This is a genomic window from Chitinophaga niastensis, from assembly GCF_003014755.1.
GTDB classification, from domain to species: Bacteria; Bacteroidota; Bacteroidia; order Chitinophagales; family Chitinophagaceae; genus Chitinophaga; species Chitinophaga niastensis.
In genome coordinates this window covers 127,925-136,895 of record NZ_PYAW01000010.1, presented here as the reverse complement: position 1 = coordinate 136,895, position 8,971 = coordinate 127,925, and the positions used below count along the sequence as shown (strand labels likewise).

Annotated in this window: 1 protein-coding gene; it reads left to right on the top strand. The window is 42.3% G+C overall.

Annotated elements, in window-relative coordinates; genetic code table 11:
• Positions 1-30: 30 nt before the first annotated feature.
• Positions 31-8,541: a non-ribosomal peptide synthetase gene (locus CLV51_RS27630; protein ID WP_106531354.1), complete on the top strand. Its 8,511-nt coding sequence runs from the start codon at positions 31-33 to the stop codon at positions 8,539-8,541.
• The last annotated feature ends 430 nt before the right edge of the window (positions 8,542-8,971 follow it).

The following is an 8,971-nucleotide window of genomic DNA, read 5'->3' as shown; positions in this document are numbered from 1 at the left end:
GAAGGCTGTCGTGATAAACTACCTGCTTCCGTGCAGGTCATTTCACTGGATGGAGACCAGGCGCTCCTCAGCAGGGCAGATATAGCCACTGCATTACCGCGGCCCACCTCAGCGCAGCTGTTGTATGTAATTTATACTTCCGGCAGCACGGGTACACCCAAAGGTGTGATGATCACCCATGCGAACCTGTCCGATTATTTATCCGGTTTAAAAGCCTCGCTGTCGATAGATTGTTGCCGTTCTTTCGGGCTGTTGTCAAGCATTGCCACAGATCTTGGGAATACTGTTTTATTCAGTGCACTGGCCTGGGGCGGATGCCTGCACTTGTTTTCGAAAGCAGCGATTAATGATGGTGATATCCTTGCTGATTATTTTTCGACCCACGATATTGATTGTATAAAAATAGTACCGTCGCACTGGAAGGCCTTATCGGCAGAACGTTTATTGTTGCCGCAACAGCTGTTGATATTCGGGGGTGAATCCCTGGAAGTAGCAGTAATTGATCGTATCCGGTCGTCCGGTAGCCGCTGTACCGTGGTGAATCATTATGGTCCAACGGAAACGACTATAGGAAAATTGTTACATGTAGTTACAGATAGAGATACTTATCAGCACTATGTACCAATTGGGAAGCCGTTTTCGGATACAAAAATTTATATATTAAATGGCTCGTCTCAGTGGTGCGCTGCGGGCGCTCCGGGTGAACTGTACATAGGAGGCGCCGGAGTTGCACGTGGGTATCTGAATAACCAGGTGTTAACAGATGAACGTTTTATAGCCGATCCTTTTAGTCCCGGCAGCGGAGCTAAGCTATATCGTACCGGTGATCTTGTAAAATATTCACCTGAGGGAGATATCGTTTTTCTTGGTCGCAGCGATGACCAGGTCAGGATCCGTGGTTACCGGGTTGAATTAGGAGAGATAGCGCGGGTATTACAGCAACTGGAACAGGTGGATCAGGCGGTGGTGACTGCCAGTGGAGATAATGGCAGCAACAGGCGTTTGATTGGGTATGTAGTGGTAAAACCAGGGTTTGATAGAGAAGAGGCGTTCTTGTGGCTGCAGGAGCGTTTACCAGGCTATATGGTACCATCGGTATTGGTGGAGTTGCCGCATTTTCCATTGCTGGCCAATGGTAAGATAGACCGTAAATCCTTACCTGACCGGGAAGTGCCGTTATCACAACAAGATTATGTAGCACCTGTAACAGCGCAGGAGCAGGAGGTGGCAGGGATCTGGTCTGAGTTGCTGGAGGTAGCACGTGTAGGGCTATACGATAATTTCTTTTCGTTGGGAGGCCACTCATTACTGGCGATACGGGTGATATCATCCATCCGGAAAAGACTGAACCTGGAAGTGTCTATAGGTGAAATATTTGAATATCCAACGATCTCCTCCCTGCTGGCCCAGGTGAATGCCCGTTCGGCTTTTGCCGTAGTGCCGGCAGTAACAGCGTATGAAAGGCCCGGGCGCATTCCATTATCGTATAGCCAGGAACGTTTGTGGTTTATAGATCAGCTGGAAGGCAGTGTACATTATCACATACCGCATACTTTACGGTTGCAAGGTTCGTTAAACCGGGAGGGTTTGTCTTATGCACTACAGACGATAGTAAACCGTCATGAAGTGCTGCGTACTGTTATAGTGCAGGAATCCGGCATCGCTTATCAGCAGATACAGGACAAAGATAGCTGGCAACTGGAAATCATAGATGTTGCAGCTTATAGAGAGGACGAGACCTTGCTGCACGCCTGTATTGAATCGCTGATCATCCGTCCCTTTGATTTATCGGCTGATCACATGTTGCGGGCGCATTTAATAGTATTGGGGGCCCGGGAGCATATACTTGTGATCACACTGCATCATATCGCGTCAGATGCGTGGTCTGCCGGCATTATCGTAAAAGAGCTGGCCGGTTTTTACAATGCATATATAGAAGGAGTTCCTGCGCAGTTGCCGCTGCCTGCGATTCAATATGCCGACTATGCGATCTGGCAGCGGGCGTATTTATCAGGAGCATTGATGGAACAAAAACTTGCCTATTGGAAAGATAAACTGGCGGATATCACCACCTTGCAGTTACCAGTTGATTATAAACGCCTGGTAACACAAAACAGTCAGGGAACAGTTAAAAGATTCGGGCTGGGTAATAATTTGTCCGGACAGCTAAAAAAATTATCGGACCAGGAGGGTGCAACATTATTCATGACGCTGGTAACTGCCTTAAAAGTATTGCTGTACCGTTATTGCGGACAAACTGATATATGTATAGGCTGTTCCACTGCCGGTCGTCAGCAACAAGAAGTGGAAGAACTGATAGGCTGCTTTGTCAATAGCCTCACGCTACGGAGTGACCTGAGTAATTTTCCATCTTTCATATCCTTATTGCAACAGGTAAAAACAACTACGCTTGAAGCTTATAATCACCAGGACGTACCATTTGAAAAAGTAGTGGATGCAGTAGTTAAAGACAGGGATATCAGTAGAAACCCTTTATTCCAGGTGATGTTTGTAATGCAGAATGTGCAGGATGCGCCGTCTCTTCGTTTGGGAGATATAATATTCTCCGGAGAAGAGGTTGACCATATCGCCGCTAAATTTGATATCACTTTTTCCATCACTGATAAGGACGATGGTTTACATATAAGTATCTCATACCGTAGAGATTTGTTTAACGAGGCAACAATTAACAGGATAGGAGGGCATTATATTCAATTATTACAGTCAATCGTAAAGAATCCATATCAGCAGGTAAGTGTATTACAAATGTTAACTGCATCAGAAGAACAGCAGTTACTGGAATCGTTTAATGAAATAGCTGCAGGGGGCTCATTTCGCAGAGATCTTACATTTTTAGATCTATTCTTTTCACAAGTACAGGAGGTACCGGATGCTGTGGCAATTGTATTTGAAGATAGTGTGCTGACCTATAAAGAACTGGATGAACGTTCTAATCAGCTTGCATATTACCTGCATAGCCAGGGAGTTGAAAAAGGAGCATTGGTGCCGCTTTGTATAGAACGGTCATTGAATATGATTGTTGGTATATTGGGAATTTTAAAAGCAGGAGGTACATATGTGCCGGTTGATCCGGATTATCTGCCCCAGGTAGAACGGATCAATTATATGCTGGCCGATACGGCTGCAACTGTAATATTAAGCAGTAATGCCAGTGCTTCTAAATTGTCAGGTATAACAACAGCAAATATTATACTATTGGATAGTAACCAGACTAATATTAGCTGTCTTACACCCGGGGCGATGCCGGAAATGCCTGCTCCGGATAGCCTGGCCTATGTAATATATACCTCTGGTAGTACAGGTAAGCCTAAGGGTGTGATGATCACGCATGCAAACCTGTTTGATTATCTATCCGGTTTAAAAGCCACGCTGCCTATAGATCAATGCCGTTCTTTCGGGCTACTATCAAGCATTGCCACAGATCTTGGGAATACAGTATTATTTGGTGCGCTCGCATCAGGCGGCAGCTTACATGTGCTTTCAAAAACTGCGATTAATGATAGTGATGTTATGCACAGGTATCTGAAGCGTAATCCATTGGATTGTATAAAAATAGTGCCATCTCATTGGAAAGTCCTGTCAGAACCAGGAAAATTATTGCTGCCGGTAAAGTTGCTGATATTTGGTGGCGAGGTATTACCTTATGAGATAATAGCAGATATCCGGTTATCCGGTAGCAACTGTACAATTGCGAACCATTATGGCCCAACTGAAACGACTATAGGAAAATTGCTGCATATAGTCACGGATGATCTTGAATATCAGCAAAATATTCCTATTGGTAAACCGTTCTCTGATACCCGTATCTATATATTGAACGAAGCAATGCAGCTATGCCCGGTAGGCGTTCCCGGAGAACTATACATAGGTGGTGCCGGTGTGGCACAAGGGTACTTAAATAACCAGCCATTAACAGGTGACCGTTTTATAGCAAATCCTTTTTCACCTGTTGCAAAAGGGAGACTATATCGTACCGGAGATTTTGTAAAATACTTGCCAGATGGAAATATTGTATTTATAGGGCGTAGAGATGACCAGGTAAAAATTCATGGTTACCGGGTGGAATTAGGAGAGATAGAAAGTGTGTTGAGGCAATGTGATTCGGTTAACCAGGCAGTAGTATTGGCCAGAAGAAAAAATGATGCGAATCAAAGCAGTAATAACTTACGGTTGATTGCTTATGTGGTACCGGGGAAGGATTTCGACAGAGAAGTAATGCTGTCTTATCTCAAAAGTAAACTACCGGAATACATGATTCCATCTTTGGTTATTACGTTGGAAAAAATGCCGTTAACAGCAAATGGTAAAATAAACAAGCAGGCATTGCCTGATGTTGATGCAAATGAATGGACGGCTAATGCGTATATTCCACCCCGTAATGAAACAGAGCAAAAGCTAATTGATATTTGTAAGGAAATACTGGAAGAAGACCATATCGGCATGCAGGATAATTTCTTCAAACTAGGTGGCGATTCTATCCTGATCATTAAATTAATTAGCCGGCTGCGTAGCACATTTAATCAATCCGTTAACCTGGCAGATGTATATAATGCTGCTACAATGGAACAGATAGCCGCATTAATTAACGCAGCGTCACCAGTAGATAATGCAGCAGCAGAAGGAGAAGTAAAAAAAGTAGCGGCAGAAATTACTGCGCTGAAAGACTCCCTTTTGAAAAATATTCCTGATGCCAGCCTGATAGAAGATATTTATCCGATGAGTGATATCCAGAGTGGAATGGTGTATGCAGCACTGAAGAACCCTGAGCTAGGTGTTTATCACAACCAGGCAGGATACATGTTGTCTAAAGATCTTGATGTTCCTGTGCTGGAAAAGGCTTTGGCATTGATGGTGCAGAAACACACTATTTTGAGGACTGTGTTTAACTCAGACTTGCATATGGAAGGCGTACAGATTGTATATAAAGAAATGCCTGTCAAAATAGATTATATCGACTTGTCTGATAACGATAATGCAGATGCAAAAAGGGGAATAGAAACATATCTTGAAAAAGAACGTGCCACACCTTTTAAAATTGGTGTAGACCGGTTATGGCGTGCAACTGTTTTTAACCTGCAAAACAGTACTGCTTTTTTATTTCAATGCCATCATGCGATCATAGACGGCTGGAGTGATGCTTCTTTTAATACAGAACTGAATAACCTTTACCTGTCACTGAAAGCGCAACCAGTGCAGCCTGCACTGCCACCTTTAAAGTGTACCTACAAAGATTACGTGATTGAGAATATTGCCGAAAAAAGAAATGCTGCTAACAGGGCATTCTGGAAAAATGAATTGCATGAATATAAACGCCTGGACATAACATCTGATAAAGCAGATCAACAGCGGCTGCTCCAAACTTTCGATCCTGCTTACCTCGGGGAGTTAAAGCGGCGCACGGACAGAGATAACATTTCTCTTAAAGGTTTATTTTTCGGTGCGTTTCTATATACGCTTAGTATGCTTACAAATGAGGATGATATAACCCTTGGATTGGTTGCTAATGGCAGACCTTTGAAAGAGGATGGGGAAAAAGTGCTTGGGTGCTTTCTAAATACAATCCCTTTCCGCTTTAAACTGGATGAATCCCTACTCACATGGGAAAAGTATTTCGAACAAATTGAGAAAAAGCTGGTAGAAATGAAAAAAAGAGACAGGATCAGCCTTTTTGAAATAAGCAGAATTACAGGGGAACAGTTTTTAGGAGAAAATCCATTTTTTGATGCCTTGTTTGGCTTCGTAAATTTTCACGTATATGACAACCTGGACGAAGGACTGTCTGTTCTTGAAGATGAGGAATTACAGGGTGTAATGAGTTATGGAGATGTAAATACAAACCTGAATTGTAATATCAATATCACTGGTAACCGGGCGATAATCAGATATTCTCTTAAAAGAGAATTAAAATGTGGCAAATCCTTATTAGAATTGCATAATTATTTTGATGCCGTAATCAGGAAATACCTGCATAATTATCGCGAACCAATTAATAGAAATGAAATTATACCTGTAGAAGAGTTAAATCAGCTGAAGGTTGTATTTAATAACACAACAGTGGACTATCCTTCCACAGCAGGAAAGACAGTTGTTGATTTGTTTGCAGAACAGGCGCTTCGTACACCCGATGCAACAGCGGTGGTATTTGCAGGTAAAACATTAAGCTACCGCGAACTGGATGAACGATCAAACCAGCTGGCACATTACCTGCGCAATAACGGAGTACTAACAGAAATACTTGTTCCCATCTGCATAGAGCGGTCGCTGGAAATGATTATAGGCATTATAGGAATCATGAAAGCGGGAGGCGCGTATGTGCCAATTGATCCGGATTATCCGTCAGAGCGCATCAGCCATATACTTACAGATACCGCTGCTCCTTTGGTAATAAGCAGCAATGCCTGCAAACCCTTTTTGGAAAATATACTGAGAGGGGCAGATATAATAATTCTGGATGACGACTGGCCGCTCATTAACAAGCATCCAATTACTGCGAAGACTTCATTTCCTGGCCCTCATCACCTGGCCTATGTAATTTATACATCAGGCAGTACGGGTAAGCCCAAAGGCGTAATGCTGGCGCATAGGGGCCTGGTAAATCTGGCTTTAAGTCAGGCTGCCGTATTTGATTTAATACCAGGAATGAAAACTTTGCAGTTTTCTTCATTTGGTTTTGATGCATCCTGCTCTGAAATATTTGTTACACTGTTAAGCGGGGGATGCCTTATTTTACCGGAAAAGGCTGATCTTTTATCAGCAAGTCGTTTCAATGTATTGATAAATAAAGAGGCAGTAGATATTATTACTTTGCCACCTTCTTATCAGCATATTATGAAGGAGGCACTTAGGAACATTAAAACGATTGTATCAGCAGGAGAAGCACTTAATCGGGAAGATGGGGTATATATTCAATCGCAGGGAGTTCGTTTGATCAATGCTTATGGACCAACTGAAAATACGGTATGCATCACAATGTCTGATAACCCTATCAGGGAGAATAATATTACAATAGGCAAACCAATCCCGAATGTGCGTGTATACATGCGCGATAAGTATGGAAGTTTATGCCCTGTTGGTGTACCGGGGGAAATATGCGTTGCCGGTGCAGGTGTGGCTATGGGTTATTTGAATCAGGTGGGATTAACAGCAGAGAAATTTATTCAAAACCCTTATTGCCCGGATACCTATGACCGTATTTACCGTACCGGTGATATTGGACGTTGGCTGCCTGATGGCAATATCGAGTACCTGGGAAGGTTAGACGAACAGGTGAAGATCCGTGGTTATCGCATTGAGTTAAATGAAATTGAGCATGTGCTGCAGGAATGTAGCCTGGTAAATCAGGCAATAGTAGTGGCAAAGCCTGATAGCAGCGGCCAGAAAAGATTGATTGGCTTTGTGGTACCAAATGACGATTTTGACAGGGAAGCGATTTTCACTTATCTAAGAAGCAGGTTGCCAGAATATATGGTGCCTTTGTTACTCCTGGAGCTTGAGAAGCTGCCGTTGACAGCTAATGGTAAGATCGATAAGAATGCCTTGCCAGACCCTGACGCTGGAACACTTTCGGCACAGATGTACGTTGCGCCCCGTAATCAAACAGAACAGGTATTGGCCGATATCTGGCAGCAATTATTGGAGGTGGATAAGGTAGGTGTTTATGATGATTTTTTCCAATTGGGTGGACATTCCCTGGTAGCGATTTCTGCAATTTCAAAAATGAACAGGTTGCTACATGCTAATCTCTCTTTGCTTGATCTGTTTGAACATCCTGTACTGGCTTCATTAGCAGCTATACTGACAGAAAAAATACCAGAGGCGCTTGACCCGATGAATAAATATTGGGGCTTATTAAATGATAAAAAGGATAAGCATGTGATGATGTTTCCTCCCAGGTTGGGTCAGGGGTTGGTATATGCACAGTTATCAAAATTAATCACTTCGCATTCCGTCTACAGTTTCAATTATATTGATGAAGAGAACAGGCTTGATATTTACCTGGAATTGATAGAAAAAATACAAAGAAAAGGACCATATATTCTGTTCGGTTATTCAGGAGGAGGTCATTTAGCTTTTGAAGTAGCCAAAGAATTGATCAAAAACGGGCACCAGGTATCTGATATCATTATAATTGATGCAGTAAGAAGATCCAATAAAAAAGAATCGGGAGAAATTGATAAGGATAAAATCAGGCAGGAAATTGAAGCTGCATTCGAAAAAAATAAGCTTCCTGCAGTGGATGAGGATGTTATGAACGGGTTGGTAAATGATGCTAACGGTTATTCAAAATATCTTTTTGAAATAATAAATGATGGGACCATTAGTGCCAATATACACCTTATTAAAAACGGAGAAACGACCGGCAGGATTTCAACCTATGACTGGGAGAACTCAACAACCGGAAATTACCTGATTTACGAAGGCAACGGAGAGCATATAGAGATGTTAAAGGCTTCAGAAAACCTGGAACATAATGCAACTGTTATTCAGCAGATATTGGATCGGATTGAAAATTCGCATTGAAATTGATGGTGAAAACGGTCCTCTGATAGTAAAGCTAAACTCCATGCTGTACATGGGTTTAGCTTTTTCTTTTAAATTCCTGCAGTAACATTGCAAATGCTATGAAATTTCCAGAGATTCGTTCTCATCATCTCTAAATTATTCTTCATGTTAAAACGCAGTAGCTGGGCAATCCCGACATGGATGTTTGCTACAAAGCCACCATCATGAGGTTATGGGGAATAGAAAAGTCGTATTACTCTTTTGATGAAGGCGGATATCATTTTGCTGTGACAGTGCTGCCAATGATACAATATTACCCAATATTCTTACCACAAGGTTACCACAATGTCAGCCCTTAGTTAGCACAATGTCAGGAATTGGATTTACTGGTTAAAATAATATTATCAGGCTTAAGTCTTGAGAAGAAATGTAAGGTGGGTATTGAACT